The organism is Pseudomonas sp. HP_08, from assembly GCF_055284095.1.
The window spans coordinates 1-18,236 of the sequence record NZ_JBTOQC010000010.1 but is presented as its reverse complement, the minus strand read 5'-3'; the positions used below and the strand labels follow the sequence as shown (position 1 = coordinate 18,236).

14 protein-coding genes are annotated in these 18,236 nt (G+C 64.6%); 12 read left to right on the top strand and 2 right to left on the bottom strand.

Features of this window, described 5'->3' with window-relative positions; translation table 11 throughout:
- Positions 1-344: 344 nt before the first annotated feature.
- Positions 345-2,291: a BCCT family transporter gene (locus ACYAS9_RS10365; RefSeq protein ID WP_463568305.1), complete on the top strand. Its 1,947-nt coding sequence runs from the start codon at positions 345-347 to the stop codon at positions 2,289-2,291.
- A gap of 7 nt (positions 2,292-2,298) precedes the next feature.
- Here ACYAS9_RS10365 and ACYAS9_RS10360 read toward each other — a convergent pair whose 3' ends face one another.
- Both ACYAS9_RS10360 and ACYAS9_RS10355 read right to left on the bottom strand, forming a co-directional pair.
- Positions 2,299-3,456: an alpha/beta hydrolase family protein gene (locus ACYAS9_RS10360; RefSeq protein ID WP_463568203.1), complete on the bottom strand. Its 1,158-nt coding sequence runs from the start codon at positions 3,454-3,456 to the stop codon at positions 2,299-2,301.
- 146 nt (positions 3,457-3,602) lie between these two features.
- Positions 3,603-4,541, bottom strand: a complete 939-nt coding sequence (locus ACYAS9_RS10355; protein ID WP_463568202.1) for a LysR family transcriptional regulator — start codon at positions 4,539-4,541, stop codon at positions 3,603-3,605.
- Between the two features lie 229 nt (positions 4,542-4,770).
- Here ACYAS9_RS10355 and ACYAS9_RS10350 point away from each other — a divergent pair, with 229 nt between their 5' ends.
- The 11 genes from ACYAS9_RS10350 (at position 4,771) to ACYAS9_RS10300 (ending at position 18,146) form a co-directional block, all read left to right on the top strand.
- The gene (locus ACYAS9_RS10350; RefSeq protein ID WP_463568201.1) at positions 4,771-5,712 is read left to right on the top strand and encodes a VOC family protein; all 942 of its coding nucleotides are present in this window, start codon (positions 4,771-4,773) and stop codon (positions 5,710-5,712) included.
- Positions 5,713-5,715: 3 nt separating this feature from the next.
- Positions 5,716-6,063: a Rieske (2Fe-2S) protein gene (locus ACYAS9_RS10345; RefSeq protein WP_463568200.1), complete on the top strand. Its 348-nt coding sequence runs from the start codon at positions 5,716-5,718 to the stop codon at positions 6,061-6,063.
- Positions 6,064-6,198: 135 nt separating this feature from the next.
- Positions 6,199-7,323, top strand: coding sequence for an FAD-dependent oxidoreductase (locus ACYAS9_RS10340; protein ID WP_463568199.1), 1,125 nt, complete (start codon positions 6,199-6,201; stop codon positions 7,321-7,323).
- Positions 7,324-7,379: 56 nt separating this feature from the next.
- Positions 7,380-9,050, top strand: coding sequence for a DUF1302 domain-containing protein (locus ACYAS9_RS10335; RefSeq protein ID WP_463568198.1), 1,671 nt, complete (start codon positions 7,380-7,382; stop codon positions 9,048-9,050).
- Between the two features lie 14 nt (positions 9,051-9,064).
- On the top strand, positions 9,065-10,432 hold the full coding sequence (locus ACYAS9_RS10330) for a DUF1329 domain-containing protein (protein ID WP_463568197.1): 1,368 nt from the start codon (positions 9,065-9,067) through the stop codon (positions 10,430-10,432).
- Between the two features lie 216 nt (positions 10,433-10,648).
- Positions 10,649-11,710: a WD40/YVTN/BNR-like repeat-containing protein gene (locus ACYAS9_RS10325; RefSeq protein WP_463568196.1), complete on the top strand. Its 1,062-nt coding sequence runs from the start codon at positions 10,649-10,651 to the stop codon at positions 11,708-11,710.
- A gap of 4 nt (positions 11,711-11,714) precedes the next feature.
- On the top strand, positions 11,715-14,189 hold the full coding sequence (locus ACYAS9_RS10320; protein WP_463568195.1) for an efflux RND transporter permease subunit: 2,475 nt from the start codon (positions 11,715-11,717) through the stop codon (positions 14,187-14,189).
- 13 nt (positions 14,190-14,202) lie between these two features.
- Complete coding sequence (locus ACYAS9_RS10315; protein WP_463568194.1) at positions 14,203-15,405, top strand: MFS transporter; 1,203 nt, start codon at positions 14,203-14,205, stop codon at positions 15,403-15,405.
- Complete coding sequence (locus ACYAS9_RS10310; protein ID WP_463568193.1) at positions 15,402-16,394, top strand: fumarylacetoacetate hydrolase family protein; 993 nt, start codon at positions 15,402-15,404, stop codon at positions 16,392-16,394. Before ACYAS9_RS10315 ends, ACYAS9_RS10310 begins: the two co-directional genes overlap by 4 nt.
- Positions 16,385-17,380, top strand: a complete 996-nt coding sequence (locus ACYAS9_RS10305) for an NAD-dependent epimerase/dehydratase family protein (RefSeq protein WP_463568192.1) — start codon at positions 16,385-16,387, stop codon at positions 17,378-17,380. Before ACYAS9_RS10310 ends, ACYAS9_RS10305 begins: the two co-directional genes overlap by 10 nt.
- Positions 17,367-18,146, top strand: a complete 780-nt coding sequence (locus ACYAS9_RS10300) for a cyclase family protein (protein WP_463568191.1) — start codon at positions 17,367-17,369, stop codon at positions 18,144-18,146. Before ACYAS9_RS10305 ends, ACYAS9_RS10300 begins: the two co-directional genes overlap by 14 nt.
- Positions 18,147-18,236: the final 90 nt, after the last annotated feature.

Sequence of the window (18,236 nt, the reverse complement as noted above, 5' to 3'; positions counted from 1 at the left end):
GAATAAGCTCTGCGACAATCTGCCACCCTTGACAGGTTTTCGGACCAGTCAGGGGCGTGTAGAAAGGCGTCCTGTAAGGTTTGTGACAGAACATGACGAAAGACGTTCGCGCTTTTTCGTTACATCTGGGCAAGGGTTCATGCACTTTTGTGCCAAAGCTCCACAGAGAGACGAGCCCCCGGCGTTGCCTGACGCCCACACACTGATCGGTGCTGACACACAGGCTGCAGGCTTGAAAAACAGGCCTGCTCTCTTTTCTATCGCTCTGCCTTTGGAGCATGCGTGCAATGAGTTCTGCCTCCCTGATAAAGGCTTCCACCGAGAAGCCGACCGTCAACCGCGTTGTGTTTTTCACCTCGGCGCTGTTGGTGCTGTTGCTGACTGCCCTGCTGATCGCTGTCCCCGAAGCCGCCGGTCGCGTCCTGAGCCAGGCCCAGGCATGGCTGTCGCGAAGTTTCGGCTGGTACTACATGCTGATGATCGGCGCCTATCTGGTCTTCGTCATCGGCATTGCCTTCACCTCGTTCGGCAAGCTCAAGCTGGGCAGCAAGGACGACCGCCCCGACTTCAGCTACGGCGCCTGGGCCGGCATGCTGTTCTCCTCCGGCATCGGCATTTCGCTGCTGTATTTCGGCGCTTCCGAGCCGCTGGACCACTATTTCAATCCGCCACAAGGCGCGCCGGCCAGCCTGGAATCGGCACGCCAGGGCCTGCAGTTGACCTTCCTGCACTGGGGCCTGCACGGCTGGGCGATTTATGCGCTGGTCGGGCTGTCGGTGGCGTATTTCGCCTACCGCCACAACCAGCCGCTGGCCTTGCGTTCGGCGCTGTACCCACTGATGGGCGAGCGCTGGGTCAAAGGCCTGGCCGGCAACACGGTGGACATCTTCGGCATGTTCGTGACCCTGCTGGGCCTGGTCACCAACCTCGGTATCGGTGCCATGCAGGTGGCGTCCGGGCTTGAGTACCTGTTCGGCATCGAGCACAACAACACCAATCTGCTGATTGTCATTCTGGTCATGAGCACGGTGGCGACCATCGCTGCGGTGTCCGGCGTCGAGAACGGCATTCGCCGCCTGTCGAACCTGAACATCGTGCTGTTCAGCGGCCTGCTGCTGTTCGTGCTGTTCAACGGTCCGACCCTGCATTTGCTCAATGGCTTCGTGCAGAACATTGGCGATTACCTCGACGGCGTCATACTCAAGACCTTCGACCTGTACGGGTACGAAAACACGCCGGCCAAATCCGAGCGCTGGCTGGGCCTGTGGACCGTGTTCTATTGGGCGTGGTGGATTTCCTGGGGCCCGTTCGTGGGCATGTTCATCGCGCGTATTTCCCGTGGCCGCACGGTGCGCGAACTGGTCGCCGGCGTGTTGCTGATTCCGCTGGGCTTCACCCTGGCCTGGCTGTCGATCTTCGGCAATACCGCGCTGGATCTGGTGATCAATTCAGGCGCAACCGAACTGGGTCGAATCGCGGTTGAACAGCCGTCGATGTCGATCTACAAACTGCTCGAGTCCTATCCCGGCGCCAAAATCGTCGTGGGCGTAGCGATCTTCGTCGGCTTTGTGCTGTTCCTGACCCCGGCCGACTCCGGTGCGGTGATGATGGCCAACCTGTCGTGCAAGGGCGGCGATGTCGATCAGGACGCACCGCACTGGATGCGCATTGTCTGGTCGGCAATCATCACCCTGGTGACCATCGGGCTGTTGTTCGCCGGTAACTTCGAAGCCATGCAGACCATGGTGGTGCTCGCCGGCCTGCCGTTTTCCCTGGTATTGGCGGTGTTCATGTACGGCCTGTACAAGGCCATGCGCCAGGACCAGTTGCTGGAGCAGACCCACGCAGAACTGGCGGCTCGCGGCCGTCGCGGTTTTGCCGAACGCTTGAGCCAGCTCGACCTGCAACCCAACCAGGCCACCGCGCAGCGTTTCATGGACCAGCACGTCAGCCCCGCGCTCAAGCAGGCCGTAACGCAGTTGCAGGGCAGGGGCTTCGAGGTGCTGAGCCGGGTCGGCCAGTCACGCTCGATGATGGGGTTGCGCATCGAAATGGACGAAGGCAACCCCTTCGTTTATGAAGTCAGCCTGGACGGCTACCTGGCTGCGCCCGACGATGTCACCGCTGAAGGCGACAACGAAGTGCGCCGGCGTTTCTACCGCGCCGAGGTGTACCTGTACAACGGCAGCCAGGAATACGACCTGATGGGCTTTACCGAAGAACAGATCACCCAGGATGTGCTCGATCAGTTCGACACCCATCAGCATCGGCTGGACCGGGTTTATACCTGACAGCTGGTCAGCGCGTGCGGCCACCCAGCGTTTCAGCCACCCAGTCGGCAATAAAATGCCCGGCGTTGATGCTGTTATCGAAGCTGGAGTGCTGCACGCCGCCTTCGCGTTCGGTGAAGATCTTCAGCTCGCGTTTCGGGCTGTTGACCAGTTGCTCATAGGTGCGATGCGCCCACTTGAGCGGGATCTGCGAGTCCTTTTCGCCGTGGGTCACCAGGAACGGCACCTTGATGCGGTCGAGCACGCCATCGAGGTGTACGTTTTCGGCAATGCCCATGAACTCGTCGACATCACTGGCGCCCCACACCCAGCACACGTGGGCCCAGTAATGCGGCACCGGGAAATCGCCTTCCTTTTCCAGGCGGCGTTTCTGCACGTCGCGCCAGTCATGGTTGGCGCCCCACACCACGCCGCAGGCAAAACGCGGCTCGAAGGCCACGGCGCGCGGGCAGTAATAGCCGCCCAGTGACACACCCTCCATGCCGATGCGCTTGGCGTCGACCTCTTCACGGGTTTCCAGCCAGTCCACCACGCGGCTGGCCCAGTGTTCGCTGTCGTAGCGGGCGGTCAGGTTATGCAGGCGCAGGGCTTCGCCGGTGCCGGGCTGGTCGATGATCAACGACGACACGCCGCGTTTCGCCAGCCATGCCGGCAGGCCCACGCGGTATTTCATCTCTTTGGTCGAGTCCAGGCCATTGACCTGCACCAGCAGTGGCGCCGGTCCGTCCACGCCCTCGGCGCGCACATACAGGCCGCTCAGGTGCGTGCCCTCATATGGAATCTCGACGCGCTGGCAGTTCTCGTTCGACAGCGCGATGCCCTGGGCGAAGGTCTCGATAAAACGCTGGTACAACGCCTCGCGGCCTGGCGCGCCATGGGCTTGCAGGCGTTCGCAGGTCAGGTAATAGGTGGCGGCGCGGTTGTATTTCTCACCGGCCGACAACAGGCGACCGGCCGCCTGGTCCTCTTCGGCCAGGCCGCACAGCTTGTCGGCCATCTTCGCCCAGGTCTCGCGAAACGCCCGGGTGCCGGCGGCGTCGGGCTGTTTGGCGGCCTCTTGCAGCGGCGCGCACATCTGCTCGATCTCGCCCATGCGGGCGCCCATTTCGATGGCCAGGTCCACCGAGAGATTCCAGACGTAGTTAGTGGGGAAGTAACGGAACATTTTTTATTGTCCTTGTGCGGTCGAAAGATCCGGCGTCCATCAACAGGCAGGACGCGTACCCGGTGAAGGTACGCAGGCAGGGCAATATCTGGCCAATCGCGACGGAGGATGCGAGGTATCGCCAAACGCGATGGCCGGGCCTTGATTCATCCCACCGCGCGCAAGGCCTCGGCGGGCTGGTCGACGCGCTGGATAAACTCGCGAATCCGCTCGCGCAGCCAGCGGTGCATCGGGTCGCCTTCCATGCTTCGGTGCCAGAGCATGTATTCGTGCATCACCGGAATCTTCACCGGTGCCGGCAAGATCCGCAGCGGCAGATAGCGCGCGTACAGTTCGGCCAGGCGCCGGTGCATGGTCGCCACGCGGTGGGTGCCGACCAGCAATTGCGGCAGGGTATTGAAGTCGTTGGTGATCACTTCCAGGCGGCGATTGAAGTTGTACTGGTTCATGAACCAGTCCTCGATGCTCAGGTGCCGGTTACGCCCGAAACCCACGGAAATGTGGCCCATCTGCATGTACTGCTCCATGGTCAGGCTCTCGCCGACTTCCGGGTTGTCGCGCCAGACCACGCACACATGTTCTTCCTCGAACAGCAACTGCGCCGGGTGACCCTCGATGATGTAGCGCTCCGGCGCGATCATCATGTCCACCTCGCCGCGCAGCAGCAGTTCGGCGCCGCTGTCACCGGGGCTGAGCATTTCGAAGGTAATGAAAGGCGCTTGATGGTGAATCTTCTGGATCACCTGGGCGAACAGCACGCTGATCAGGTAATCGGAGGTCACCAGGCGAAAGTGGCGTTTGCTGCTGGCCGGATCGAACACCGGCTTGGCGGTGATCGAGGAGCGGATGGTCAGCAGCACTTCGCGCACCGGCGCCGCCAGCTCCAGCGCATATGGCGTGGGCTGCATCTTGCGCCCGACCTGCACCAGCAACTCATCTTCGAAAAAGTTTCGCAAGCGGCCCAGTACGCCACTGGTGGCCGATTGAGTCATGTGCAGGCGTTCGGCGGCGCGGGTGATGTTCTGCTCTTCAAGCAGCACATCCAGGGCGACCAACAGGTTCAAGTCCAGGTGGTTGAAGCGCACGGTGATACCTCAGGGTTCTTGTAGTTATTTTGTCGATACCTTGTCCCGGCCTTCGCGATACGTCAATCCCGCTACAGCGGCACTGGCCGGTAAACGCCCGCTGTCATGGACCCGCCCTCAGGTATCGCGATTGCCGATGCCTCACATCCCTACACGCGATTAGTCAGCCGGCCATGCCTGCCATCAACCTGCGCGGCAACTCGATAACAAATCAAATGGAGTGCCTGCCATGAACATCCTTGGCCTTGATGCCCTGATCTTCGGCGTCGACGATATCCAGGCCTGCGCCGCTTGCCTGCGCGACTACGGCTTGAACGCCACCCACCTGGACGCCGACGGCGGGCGTTTCGAAGCCCTCGACGGCACCGCGATCGTCATCCGTCACGGCCAGGACCCCGAACTGCCACCGGCGTTGGGGCCAACGCCGTCGCTGCGTGAAACGGTCTATGGCGTGGCCTCCAGCAGCGACCTCGATGCCATCGCCGACGAACTGGGCCGCGACCGCGACGTGCGCCGCGATGCCGACGGCGTGCTGCACAGCGTCGACGACCTGGGGTTTGCCATTGCCTTTCAGGTCACCTGCCGCCACCCTTATGAGGCCCCGGCCGATCTGACCAACGCGCCCGGCAGCGAGCCGCAGCGCCCGCTCAACCAGTTGGGCATCACCGCCGACATGCAGGCGCTGCCGCGTACGCTGTCGCACGTGGTGTATTTCGTCCCCGATGCGGCCAAGGGCGAGGCCTTCTATCGCGACCGGCTGGGCTTTGTCACCACCGACAGCTTTATCGGCGTCGGGCCGTTCATGCGCACCGCCGGCATGGACGACCATCACTGCCTGTTCATGATCCAGACCCCGCCGCACATGCAGGGCTGCGAGCACTTCACCTTTCATATGGGCAGCGGCACCGAAGTGCTGCTCGCCGGCACACGCTTCCAGCACAAGGGCTGGACCAGTTTCTGGGGGCCGGGCCGGCACATGCTCGGTTCCAATTGGTTCTGGTATTTCAACTCGCCGCTGGGCTGCCACATCGAATACGACGCCGACATGGACCGCCATGACGATGAATGGGCCGCACGCCAGGCGCCGATGTCGGCGGACAACTCGCAGTTGTTCCTGTTTACCTCGCGGGAAAAATGGGCGCCCGGCGGCCCGCCACCGAAAAAGGATTAAGCGGTGGCGTGCGCAAGGCTGTGCCGGCTCGATGAGGTGATGGAGGGCCAGGCGCGCGGCTTCGACCCGCAAGGGCGCGGCGCCGACAGCCTGTTTGCCGTTCGCCATGCCGGCAGCGTGCGGGTGTTTTTGAACCAGTGCCCGCACCTGCACACGCCGCTGGAATACCGCAAGGACCGTTTTCTCAGCGCCGATGGCCAGTGGGTGGTGTGTTACGCCCACAACGCCCGCTTTCGTCCGGACACCGGCGAATGCGTGTACGGGCCCTGTCTGGGCCAGGCCTTGCGGGCTTTGCCGCATCAAGAGCAGGACGGCTGGCTGCTAGTGCCACTGGCGCTACTGGGCGACTGAGGTATCGCGCCACGCGATAGCTCGCATCCATTGACACGATTGGTAAAAGCCCGGCCACACCGGGAAGCTGTGCCCAGGCACAGGAAGGCCCGCACCTCAGGTGCGGAAATAACAAGAACAAAACGGAAAAATGCCATGAATACGGTGAGCAACGTGTTGATCGTCGGCGGCGGGATCGGTGGGCTGTGCGCCGCCATTGCCCTGCGCCGCAAGGGAATTGCAGTCGAGCTGGTCGAGCTCAAGACCGAATGGACGGTCTACGGCGTCGGTATCATCCAGCAAAGCAACGTGGTGCGTGAAATGCACCGCCTGGGCCTGCTCGACGCCTACCTCGATGCGGCCTTCGCCTTCGAAGACGTCGCCATCTACTCCACCGCCGGCCAGCAACTGGTGCGCATTCCAGGGCAGCGCCTGGCCGGGCCCGAGTATCCCGCCAACGTCGGCATCTCACGCCGGGCGCTGCATAAAGTCCTCAGCGAAACCGCCATCGCACTGGGCACCCAGGTGCACCTGGGCACCTCGATCGAAAGCCTCACGCAAGACGTCGAGGGCGTCGATGTGCTGTTCAGCGATGGCCGCCAGGGCCGTTACGACCTGCTGGTCGGCGCCGACGGCCTGTTCTCCAGGGTGCGCAGCCTGATCTTCGGTGACCGCTATCAGCCGCAGTTCACCGGGCAATCGGTGTGGCGCTACAACTTCAAGCGCAGCGGCGGCCTCGATCACCTGGCCAACTATCAGGGACCGGCCGGCAACGCCGGCCTGGTGCCGCTGGCCGATGACCTGATGTACCTGTTCACCACCTCTCATGAGCCCGGCAACCCGTGGAAAGACCAGGCCGGCCTTGCCGCTGAACTGCGCGAGCGGCTGGCCGGTTTCGGCGGGCTGATCGGCGAGTTGTGCGAGCAGATCACCGATTCTGCCGAGGTCGTCTACAAGCCGCTGGAAGCGGTGTTCGTCGATGAACCCTGGTACCGCGGCCGCGTGCTGCTGATCGGTGATGCCGCCCACGCCACCACGCCGCACCTGGGGCAGGGCGCCGGCATGGCCATCGAAGACGCCGTGGTGCTGGCCGAAGAATTGACCGCTGGCGGCACGCTGGAGGCGCAGTTGCAGCGCTTCATGGGCCGACGCTTCGAGCGCTGCAAGTACATCAGCGAGATGTCGCTGCTGGCCGGCGCCAAAGAGGTCGAGCGCGACCCGTCGTTCGACCGCATCGGCCTGGTCAAGCAGATGCTCGAGGTCACCGCCCGGCCGATCTGAACCCCGCTATTGAGTGTTCGCACACACGTACAAAAACAATAAAAGAGGTGTTCCCGATGTTGACTCACCACCGTGCACACTGGCGCGCGCTGCCGCCGCTCAAACCCTTGGCCATGACCCTGCTGGCGCTCACCGCCGGGCAGAGTCAGGCGTTTGAAATCGACACCGGCAACCCCGACCTGCGGGTGCGCTGGGACAATACCCTGAAATACAGCGCCGCCTGGCGCACCCAGGAACCGAGCAGCCGGCTTACCGAAGGCCAGACCTCGCTGAACCTGGACGACGGCGACCGCAATTTTCGCAAGGGGCTGATTTCAAACCGCCTCGACTTGCTGTCCGAGCTGGACATCACCTACGGCAACGTCGGCGCGCGGGTCAGTGGTGCGGCCTGGTACGACGATGCCTATAACCGTGGCACCGACAACAACGACCCCAGCCGCAGCAACAGCACTTCGGTGCGCTACGACCAGTTCACCGACGACACCCGCACCTTGCACGGGCGCAAGGGCGAATTGCTCGATGCCTTTATCTTCGGCAAGACCGAGATCGGCGACATGCCGGTGTCCGGGCGCCTGGGCCGCTACGCCATGCAATGGGGCGAAAGCCTGTTCTACGGCATGAACGGCATCGCCGGCGGCATGGCGCCCATCGATGTGGTCAAGGGCCTGTCGGTGCCCAACACCCAGTTCAAGGAACTGATTCGCCCGGTGCAGCAGATGTCCGGGCAGATGCAGCTGACCCCCGATGTCTCGCTCGGCGCTTACTACCAGTTCAGCTGGGAAGCCAGCCGCCTGCCGGCCGCCGGCAGCTATTTCTCCAACGACGACTTCTTCGGCGACGGTGCCGAACGGCTGTTTGTGGGCACTCCGGTGATGCCGGGTGGCCAGCCGCTGGCCTTCTATCACGGCAAGGATAAAAAGGCCAAGGACTCAGGCCAGGGCGGTCTGCAACTGCGTTGGCGCACCGAAACCGTGGACTGGGGCCTGTACGCCATCCGCTTCCACGACAAGGCGCCGCAGCTCAACGTGCGCACCGACTTTGCCAACCTCAACCCGGTCACCGGCAAGGCGGGCGAGTTCTACTGGGTGTACCCCGAGGACATCTCGGCACTGGGCGCCAGTTTCTCGACCACGCTGGGCAACTTCAACGTTGCAGGCGAGCTGTCGACGCGCTGGAACCAGCCACTGGCCTCGACCAACCAGCACTCGCTGGCACCCGATGAGGCGATCAACAACAGCGACAACCCGGTGTATGCCACCGGCCGCACCCTGCACGCCAACCTGTCGTGGCTGGCCAGCCTGGAGCCGAGTTTTGTTGCCCGCGAAGCCAGCTTTATCGGTGAAATCGCCTGGAACCGCGTGCTCAGCGTCAGCAAGAACCGCGACGCCTTCGACCCCAATGCCGACCGCAACGCGACCAGCCTGCGCCTGGTGTACGAACCCATGTACCGCCAGTTCATCCCGGGCCTAGACCTCTCGGTGCCGGTCGGCGCCAGCTACACCCAAGGCGCATCCGGGGCATTGGGCACCGCATTTGGCACCGACCACGGCGGCGACCTCAACATCGGGGTCAAGGGCAACTACCTCAACACCTGGAACCTTGGCCTGACCTACACGCACTACTACGGCCCGCAAAACACTTTTCTGGATGCCAGCAACAACTACACCTTCGAACAGTCGCTCAAAGACCGCGACTTCATCGCCTTCACCGTCAGCCGCAGCTTCTGACCCAGGACAGCCCGATGAAACATACCTACAAGATCGTCTCGATACTCAGCGCCGTGAGCGCTGCCCTGTTATTCGCCCATGGCGCAATGGCCGCCGTGTCTGCCGAAGACGCCGCCAGGCTGAAAACCAGCCTGACGCCGCTGGGCGCCGAGCGCGCCGGCAATGCCAGCGGCACGATTCCAGCCTGGACCGGCGGCTACACTCAGGCGGACCCGGCCTACAAACCCGGCGGCAAGCGCGGCGACCCGTTCGCCAATGACAAGCCGACCCTGACCATCACCGCGCAGAACATGGCGCAATACGCCGACAAGCTGACCCCCGGCGTGCAGGCGATGCTCAAGAAGTACCCCGACAGCTACCGGGTCGAGGTTTACCCGACCCATCGCAGCGCCGCCGCGCCGCAAGCGGTGTACGACGCCACCTTTGCCAATGCCACCGGCGGCAAACTGGTCGACGGCCCGGCCGGCGCCATGCCCGAAGGCGCCTCGGGCGGCATTCCGTTCCCGATTCCGCAGAACGGCGCCGAAGCCATGTGGAACCACTTGCTGCGCTGGCGCGGGGCGTCCTGGCAGGCCAACTTCACCCAGTACCTGACCACCGCCGACGGCAAGCATGTGCTCACCAACGACTCGCGCGCCGACCTGCAAATGCCGTGGTACCTGCCGGGCGGCTCGGGCGAGAAGGGCGTGTTCTGGTCGATCCGCATGATCAACGACGGCCCGCCACTGCGCGCCGGCGAAGCCATTACCGGGCTTGAAAACCTCAACGCCGACAAGGCCGCCGTGTGGACCTATCTGCCGGGCCAGCGCCGCGTGCGCCGCCTGCCGAATGCCTGCTGCGACACGCCGACCCCGGCCACCGCTGGTGTCATGAGCTTCGACGAACTGTACGTGTTCAACGGCCGTATCGACCGTTTCGACTGGAAACTGGTGGGCAAGAAGGAGATGTACATCCCCTACAACGCCAACAAGGTGTTCACCGCATCGACCGCCGAGTCGCTGCTCGATGCCCACCACATCAAGTCCGACGTGTTGCGCTGGGAGCTGCACCGCGTGTGGGTGGTCGAAGCGACCCTGAAAAACGGCCAGCGCCACGTGATGCCCAAGAGCACCTACTACCTGGACGAAGACACCTGGGCGGCAGTGCTGGGCGAACGCTACGACGCGCGTGGGCAACTGGCGAAAGTGGTCTGGACCTCGCCGGTGGTGCTGCCCGACTTGCCCGGTGTCGTGACCCTGACCAACGGCTTCTACGACCTGCTCTCGGGGGCGTGGTTTGCCGGTGACCTGTTTGCCGGCGAGAACGAGCAATACCGCATCGTGCCGCCCTTCAAGGACTCGGTCTTCACCGCCGACGCCATGGCCGGCGAAGGCGTGCGCTAACCCCCCGGTTGTACACACAACCCCCGGTAGGAGCGCGCTTGCCCGCGACCGAGTGCGTAGCGCTCGCAAAATCTCGGAAACGCTGAAATTTTACGATTGGAAATTTTCGAAACGCTGAAAATTTACGACTGCTAACGCAGCCGGTCGCGGGCGAGCGCGCTCCTACAGGGGGCGATCAACCTGGCCTCATAACAAGAAAATAAAAGGTGGCGTGCGATGAACACGATTTTTACCCGCTGGCTGCTGGCAGCCTGTTGCTGCCTGACGCCAGCCTTTGCAGCGCACGCCACGGATGCGTTGCAACAACCCGCCGTGCAAGGGCCGCAAGCCTTGCGTGCGGTATTGCAGGATGTCACCCGCGCCGGTAATCGGCTGGTCGCAGTCGGCGAGCGCGGTGTGGTGCTGCTGTCCGATGACAACGGTCAGCATTGGCGCCAGGCCATGGCGGTGCCGGTCAGTGTCAGCCTGACCGCCGTGCAGTTTGTCGATGCGCGCAACGGCTGGGCGGTCGGTCACGCCGGTGTGGTGTTGCGCAGCGAAGACGGCGGCGAGCATTGGGCGCTGCAACTGGACGGTATACGCGCCGCGGCGGTGGAGCTGCGCGCCGCCGAGGCGTCCGCTGACAGCGAGCGCGTCAGTGCCGCCAAACGCCTGGTGGCCGATGGCGCCGACAAACCGCTGCTGGCGGTCAGTTTCAGCGATGCCAGCCACGGTCTGGTGATCGGCGCCTATGGCCTGGCGCTGGCCACCGCCGATGGCGGGCGCACCTGGCAGTCGCAAACCGCCCGGTTGCCCAACCCCGGCGGCCTGCACCTGTATGCCATGGCGCGTCAGGGCCGCGACCTGTACATCGCCGGCGAACAAGGCCTGCTGCTGCGCTCCGTTGACGCCGGCGAGCATTTCGAGGCGCTCGATGGCCCGTATGAAGGCAGCTATTTCAGCATGGCCGTGTTGCCCGACCGGCGCCTGCTGGTCGGTGGCCTGCGCGGCACGTTGTTCGTTTCCAAAGATCAGGGCCAAAGCTTCGAGGCGCTGGTCAATCCGGTACCGGCCTCGCTCAACGCCATTCGCGTGACCGGTGACCAACTGCTGCTGGCCAACCAGGCCGGCCTGTTGCTGCGCAGTGGCCTGGGCGAGTTCGCGGCCCAACCGCAAGCGGTGTCCGAAGGCCTGCCGCTGACCGGCGTGACCCAGGCTGCCGATGGCGCGCTGATCACCGTGGGCATGGCCGGCGCACGCCGTCTGGCGCCTTCTTCCTCTTCATCTTCGGCGGACTGAGCCCATGCACGTTTCGACTTCCCCGGCACCGTCCAGCGGTCGCCTCGACGACTTCGACAGCGCCTCCGGCTCCTTGCTGGAACGCGCACTGTTCAACCACCGCACACTGGTGTTGCTGCTGTGCCTGGCGGCCACCCTGTTGCTCGGCTGGCAGGCCACGCGCCTGACCCTGAATGCCAGCTTCGAAAAAATGATCCCGAACGAACACCCGTTCATTCACAACTATCTTCAGCACCGTCAGGAACTGGCCGGGCTGGGCAACGCGGTGCGCATCGCCGTGGCCAACCCGCAGGGCTCGATCTACGCCAGGGACTATCTGCACAGCCTGCAACAGCTCAATGACGAGATTTACCTGCTGCCGGGCGTGGACCGTGCGGCGATGAAATCGCTGTGGACGCCGTCGACGCGCTGGACCGGCGTGACTGAAGAGGGCCTGGAAGGCGGGCCGGTGATTCCCGATGGCTACGACGGCGGCGCCCAGAGCCTGCAGGCGTTGCAGCGCAATATCGAGCGCTCCAACGAGATCGGCCAACTGGTCGCCTTCGACCAGCGCTCAAGCATCATTTACGTGCCGCTGCTGGACAAGACCCCGGACGGGCAGACGCTGGACTACACCGCCCTGGCCCATGAGCTTGAAGCCCTGCGCGCCAAGTACCAGGGGCAGGGCGTGGACATTCACATCACCGGTTTTGCCAAGGTGGTCGGCGACCTGATCGATGGCCTCAAGCAGATTCTGCTGTTTTTCGCCGCCGCCATCGTCATCACCGGCGTGGTGCTTTACGGCTACACCCGCTGCCTGCGCAGCACCGCGCTGGTTGTGGTGTGTTCGCTGGTCGCGGTGGTCTGGCAACTGGGGCTGTTGCCGTTACTGGGCTTTGAACTGGACCCGTATTCGGTGCTGGTGCCGTTCCTGGTGTTCGCCATCGGCATGAGCCACGGCGCGCAGAAAATGAACGGCATCATGCAGGACATCGGCCGCGGCATGCACCGGCTGGTGGCGGCGCGCTTTACCTTTCGCCGGCTGTTCTTTGCCGGGCTGACTGCGCTGCTGTGCGACGCGGTGGGCTTTGCGGTGCTGATGATCATCAAGATCCCGGTGATCCAGGACCTGGCGGTGATTGCCAGCCTGGGCGTGGCGGTATTGATCTTCACCAACCTGATTCTGCTGCCGGTGCTGCTGTCGTACATCGGCGTCAGCCCGGTGGCGGCCCGCCGCAGCCTGCGTGCCGAAGAAGCCGAGGCGGGCGGGGCAGAAAAGCCGGCGCTGTGGCGCGCCCTCGACCTGTTCACCCAGCGGCGCTGGGCCACGCTGTGCATCGTCGTCGCGGCGCTGATGGCGGTCGGCGGCTTTGCCGTGAGCCTGCACCTGAAGATCGGCGACCTCGACGCCGGTGCCCCGGAGCTGCGCCCCGACTCGCGTTATAACCGCGACAACGCCTTCATCACCCAGCATTACGGCGCCAGCAGCGATGTCTTTGCGGTGATGGTGCAAACCCCGCCCGGTGGTTGCTCGGCGTACGACACGCTCAAGCGCGTCGACCAGTTGGACTGGCAACTGCGCGGCCTGACCGGCGTCGACTCGACCAACTCACTGGCGCTGCTCAACCGCCGCGTGCTGGTCGGCCTGTCCGAAGGCAGCCCCAAATGGTACGAGCTGGTCAACAACCAGGCGACCCTGAACATGGTCACCGCCGGCGCCCCGCGCGGCCTGTACAACGATGATTGCAGCCTGCTGACGCTGTACGCCTACCTCACCGACCACAAGGCCGACACCCTGACCCGCGTGGTCGACAGCGTGCAAGCGTTTGCCAGGCAGAACGACAGCGAACAGGCGCGCTTTGTCCTCGCCGCCGGCAGTGCCGGCATCGAGGCGGCGACCAACATCGTCGTCAGGCAGGCCAACCGCGACATGCTCTGGTGGGTCTACGGCGCGGTGATCGTGCTGTGCCTGGTGACCTTCCGCTCGTGGCGCGCGGTGGTCTGCGCGGTGCTGCCGCTGGTGCTGACCTCGATTCTGTGCGAGGCGCTGATGGTCGGCCTCGGCATGGGCGTCAAGGTCGCGACCTTGCCGGTGATCGCCCTCGGCGTGGGCATCGGCGTCGACTACGCGCTGTACGTGATGAGCATCGTGCTGGCCGAACTGCGCAAGGGCGCCAGCCTGTCGCAGGCCTATTACCGCGCGCTGCTGTTCACCGGCAAGGTCGTGATGCTGACCGGCGTGACCCTGGCCATCGGCGTCGGCACCTGGGTGCTGTCGCCGATCAAGTTCCAGGCCGACATGGGCGTACTGCTGGCCTTCATGTTTGTCTGGAACATGGTCGGCGCGCTGGTGCTGCTGCCGGCCCTGGCGTACTTCCTGTTGCCGCAGCGCCTGGCGCCGGCCGAAAGCAACGTCGTCGAGCCTGCGCGTCAGGCGCAGCGCGAAGCCGACAGCCCATCCACCGCCAGCGTTCGCGATGGCAAGCCGGTTCAGGCCTGAAGAGGAACTCACCATGACGACGCATTCTCGTGCAGGCCGTGCCCAAGCCGCCTTGCTGTTGTTCTGCAGTTGCCTGCCGGTGTTGGGCGCGGTGCTGATCGCGCCCGTATTGCCGCGTATGCAGGCGCATTTTGTCGACACGCCGGGCGCGGCGGTGCTGGTGCCGATCGCCCTGACGCTGCCGGCGCTGGTGATCGCCTTGCTGGCGCCATTGGCCGGCGTCTTGGCTGACCGCATTGGCCGGCGTCGCTTGTTGCTGGGCAGCATGCTGCTGTACAGCCTGTGCGGCGTGCTGCCGCTGTGGCTCGACTCGCTGCACTTGATCGTCGCCAGCCGCGCCGGCATCGGCCTGGCCGAGGCGGGGATCATGACCTGCTGCACCACCTTGATGGGCGACTACTTCGACGGCCGGCGCCGCGAGCGTTTGTTTGCCTTGCAGATGGTCGTCACCTCGCTGTCGGCGGCGCTGTTCATGGGCCTGGGCGGCGCGTTGGGCGAACACGGCTGGCGCACGCCGTTCGTGCTGTATGCCGCAGGCCTGGTGTGCCTGCCGTTGCTGGCCCTGTTGCTGTGGGAGCCGCAGGTGCAGGCCAAACCCCTCGGGCACAGCACCGAGCGCTTTCCCTGGCGCGCCTTGAGCCCGCTGTATGTGCTGACCTTCCTGGCCGGTGTCAGCCTGTTCATCGTCCCGGTGCAGGCCGGCTATCGCCTGCAACTGCTCGATATCCACGCCCCGCAGCAGATCGGCCTGGTCATGGGCGCTAACCAGGTGGGTGTGCTGCTGGGGGCGTTGAGCTTTCGCTGGTTTTCCCGCCAGCCGGCCCCGCGTGCGCTGGCGCTGGGCTTTGCCATTGCCGGGCTGGGCGGTGCGCTGATGGCGCAAGTGACCAGCCTGGAACTGATGGCGCTGGCGGTATTGATCAACGGCCTGGGCATCGGCCTGTTGCTGCCGACGCTGATCACTCAGGTGATGGCACAGATCGGCTTCGAACAGCGCGGTCGCGCCACCGGCGGCTTCACGGCAGCGATTTTCGCCGGTGAGTTCGTCAGCCCGCTGCTGGTGCTGGCGATCACCGCCGGCAACACCGCGCAACTGCCCACGGCCTTGCTGCTGATCGCCGCTGTGCAACTGATCCTGGCACCGCTGTGCCTGATCCTGATGAGCCGTCGCCAGGCCGAAAACGTCCAGCCACTGATTGAAAGGAAAACCCCATGAAACTGGCCACACTCAATGACGGCAGCCGCGACGGTTGCCTGCTGCTGGTGTCCCACGACCTGAGCCGCGCCGTCAAGGCCGACGGCATCGCCGCCACCTTGCAAACGGCGCTGGAGCACTGGACCACCGTCGAGCCTGCGCTGCAACACCGCTACCAGCAACTGAACGCTGGCGAAGCCGCCCACGCCTTCGACCTGGACATCGCGCAACTGGCCGCACCGTTGCCGCGCGCCTGGCAATGGCTCGATGGCTCGTGCTTTCTCAGCCACGGCGAACTGATGCAGAAAGCCTTCAACCTCGACCCCATCGACGGCGCCGAGCGCATCCCGCTGATGTACCAGGGCGCCAGCGATGATTTTCTCGGGCCGCGTGCCGACATCCCGTTGCCCAGCGAGGCGCACGGCATCGACTTCGAGGGCGAGTTCGCCGTGCTGCTCGATGCCGTGCCGATGGGCTGTCCGGCTTCCCAGGCGCTGGTGCATGTGCGCCTGGTGCTGCAACTCAACGATGTCAGCCTGCGCGCCCTGGCGCCCAGAGAGATGCGCACCGGCTTTGGCTTCTTGCAGGCCAAGCCGGCCAGCAGCTTTGCCCCGGTGGCGGTGACCCCCGATGAACTGGGCAGCGCTTGGCGCGACGGCCGTGTGCACCTGCCGCTGAAGGTCGAATGGAACGGCGAGTGGTTCGGCCATCCGCACGGCGGCGCGATGCACTTCGGCTTCGATCAGTTGATCGCCCACGCCGCGCTGACCCGCCGCCTGTGCGCCGGCACGCTGATCGGCTCGGGCACGGTGTCCAACGCCGACCGTTCAGTGGGCTCGGCATGCATTGCCGAACGCCGTGCAGTCGAGATGATCGAGCACGGCCAGCCGCGCACCGGCTTCATGCGCTTTGGCGACCGGGTGCGCATGGAAGCGCGCGGCGCGGACGGCGAGGTGTTGTTTGGCGCCATCGACCAGCGAGTGGTGCAGGAGGGCAGGCCATGCGCGTGATGGTCACCGGCGCCAATGGCTTTGTCGGCCGTGAACTGGTGCGTCGTCTGCTCAGCGAAGGCACATTGCGCGGTCGCCGTATCGACACACTGTTGTTGCTCGACCAACAGCTGGACGATGTGCCGGACGACCGCCGCGTGCGGCGTCATCTCGGCAACCTGTGCGATGCCGCCTTGCTGCGCCGGGTGCTGGCCGACGGCGTCGATGTGGTGTTTCACCTGGCCTGCTTGCCGGGCGGTGCCGCCGAGGCGGACTACGAGCTGGGTTATCAGGTCAACCTGCAAGCCAGCCTGGAGCTGCTGCAACAGTTGCGCAACCGCGAACGCCCGCCGGTGCTGGTGTTTGCCAGCACGGTGGCGGTCTACGGCGGCGAGTTGCCCAGGCGCATGGACGAGCAGTATCTGCCGCGCCCGCAACTGTCGTATGCCGCGCACAAGCTGATGATTGAAACGGCGCTGCAAGACCTGACCCGTCACGGCCTGCTCGATGGCCGCGCGCTGCGCTTGCCGGGCCTGGTCGCCCGGCCACGGCAACCGAACGGCTTGCGCTCGGCATTCATGAGCGACCTGTTGCACGCCTGCGCTAACGGCGAGGCCTACACCTGCCCGGTGTCGCCACAGGCCACGGCGTGGTGGATGTCGGCGCGCTGTTGCGTCGACAACCTGCTGCATGCCGCCCAACTGACAGATCCCGGTGAGCAGCGCGTCTGGCAAGTGCCGGTGTTGCAGCTGTCCATCGAGCAGGTGCTGGACGCGCTGGCCGCCTGTTTCGGCCCGCCATGCCGGGAACATATTCGCTTCGAGCCCGACCCGGCACTTGAAGCCTTGTTCGGCCGCTTGCCACCGATGCACACGCCCATCGCCCGCGCCCTGGGCTTTCGTCACGACGGCTCGGCCGCCGCCTTGCTGCGCAACGCCCTCGACATTCAACCGCGCCGCCGTCGCGCTGCGCCCGTTAAAGGAATCGCCCTGCATGAACCTCACTAAACGCCGCTTGCTCGACCTCTCGGTCACCCTGGAAAACAACCCTTACACCGACCCACCGCCGTTGCTGCCGAAAATCGATTACATGGACCACCAGCAAGGCTGGCCGGAAATGGCCGCGATGTTTCCCGGCCTGCGCCTGGAAGACCTGCCGGGCCAGGAATCCTGGGCCGCCGAGCGCCTGCAGCTCACCACCCACAGCGGCACCCACATGGACGCGCCCTGGCACTACGCCTCGACCACCGACGGCGGCAAACCGGCCTTCGGCATCGACGAGTTGCCCCTGGAATGGTGCCTGCAAGCGGGGGTGAAACTGGACTTTCGTGACATGCCCGACGGCCATCTGGTCAGCGCCGCTGAAGTCGAAGCCGAGCTGGCGCGCATCGGCCACGACCTGCAACCGCTGGACATCGTGCTGGTCAACACCCGCGCCGGCAGCCTGTTCGGCCAGCCCGGCTATCTGGACGCCGGCATCGGCATGGGCCGCGAAGCCACGCTGTACCTGCTCGATCGCGGCGTGCGCGTGGTCGGCACCGATGCCTGGAGCTGGGACGCCCCGTTCAAATACACCCGCGAACGCTTCGCCGAAACCGGCGACGCCTCATTGATCTGGGAAGGCCACAAGGCCGGGCGCGATATCGGCTACGGGCAGATGGAAAAACTCGCCAACCTGGACCAGTTGCCGGCGAACGGATTTCTGGTCAGTTGCTTCCCGTACAAAATCCGCCACGCCTCCGCAGGCTTCGTCCGCGCCGTGGCGATTCTGTAGGAGCGCGCTTGCCCGCGACCGAGTGCGTAGCGCTCGCAAAATTGATGAAACGCCACAAATTTACGACTGCTAACGCAGCCGGTCGCGGGC